Genomic DNA, 1,317 nt, shown 5'->3' on the forward strand with positions numbered 1-1,317 from the left:
TATCGCCCGGTGGATCGGGATCAGCAGTTCTTGTTGCCGGTGGATATGCGTGAGTGGTTACCGGTGTCGGATCCGGTGTTCACCGTGATCGATGTGGTCGCCGCGTTGGACACCTCGGCGGTGCATGCGGTGCGCCGCACCGGTGGTGTCGGGCGCGCGGGGTACGACCCGGACATGCTGCTCACGGTGTTGATCTTCGGGTGGGCGCAGGGCCAACGGTCCTCGCGTGTGCTCGAGCGGTTGTGTCAGCGTGATGCGGCGTTTCGGATCATCTGCGCGGGAAACACCCCCGATCATGTGACGATCTCCCGCTTCCGCGCCGACGTGGCCCCGCACATGGATGCCTTGTTCACGCAGGTCCTGCTGCTGTGCGGGCAACTGGGGTTGGCCAGGTTGGGTGTCGTCGCGCTCGACGGAGTCAAGATCTCCTCCGACGCCTCGCTCAGCGCGAACCGCACCGAGAAAGGTTTGCGCGCAGCAGCTGCCGAGGCGGCCGAGCAGCGGCTTCGCGAGCACGCGCGGGCTGCCGCCGCTGAGCATGCTGCGGCCGACGCCGCAGAGGACGAGATGTTCGGGCCGGGCTCGTCCGGCGACGAGGTGCCTGAGGAGATGACCGATCCGCGGTCGCGCGCGGCGCGGATCGCGCAGGCGTTGGCCGAACTCGAGAAGGTCAACGCCGACAGAGTCGCGAAGCGGGAGCAGGTCGAGAAGAACAAGACCGATCTCCGTACTGCGACGCTGGCGCGGCGAGAGAAGCTGGTGGCGGACCATCTGCGGCGGCGGGAGGAACTGGGCCCGGTCACCGGCAAACCCCCGACGGAGATCAGAGTCGAAATCTTGCAGATGAACCTGGCCGAAGCGCGGGCCAAGCATCAGGCCACGATCGAGAACTATCAGGCAAGGAAGGCTGCGGGAACAGCGAAAGGACATGTTCCCGGCCCGGTGGAGAGGAACGCGAAAGTTATTCGCGTGCAGCGTTTCCTCGACCGTGCGATCGCCGACCGTGCCGCCGCCGAAGCGAAAGCCGCAGAGCGGGAGCGGGTGCGCGCCGCGGTCGATGCTGCCACTGCGGTGTCGACGCCGTCGACCACTGTGACCGAGCCCAAACGCAACATCACCGACCCTGAGTCGAGGTCGATGCAGTTGCGTGGTGGTGGGTGGATTCAGGGTTACAACTGTCAGGCGGTGACCACCAGCGATGGGATCATCATCGCTACCTCGGTGGGCAACAATCCCAACGACGGCACCACGTTCACCTCGATGCTCGACAAGGCCGTCGCTGCCGCCGATATCGTATCGAGTGCTCGTGTCGACTCG

1 protein-coding gene is annotated in these 1,317 nt (G+C 65.8%); it reads left to right on the top strand.

Annotation, left to right across the window (positions count from 1 at the left end; all coding sequences use genetic code 11):
* A partial coding sequence (locus CH271_RS21410) for a transposase (protein WP_094634740.1) occupies window positions 1–1,317 on the top strand: 1,317 nt, incomplete at both ends.

It is taken from the genome of Rhodococcus sp. 05-340-2 (assembly GCF_002258915.1).
GTDB lineage: Bacteria > Actinomycetota > Actinomycetes > Mycobacteriales > Mycobacteriaceae > Rhodococcoides.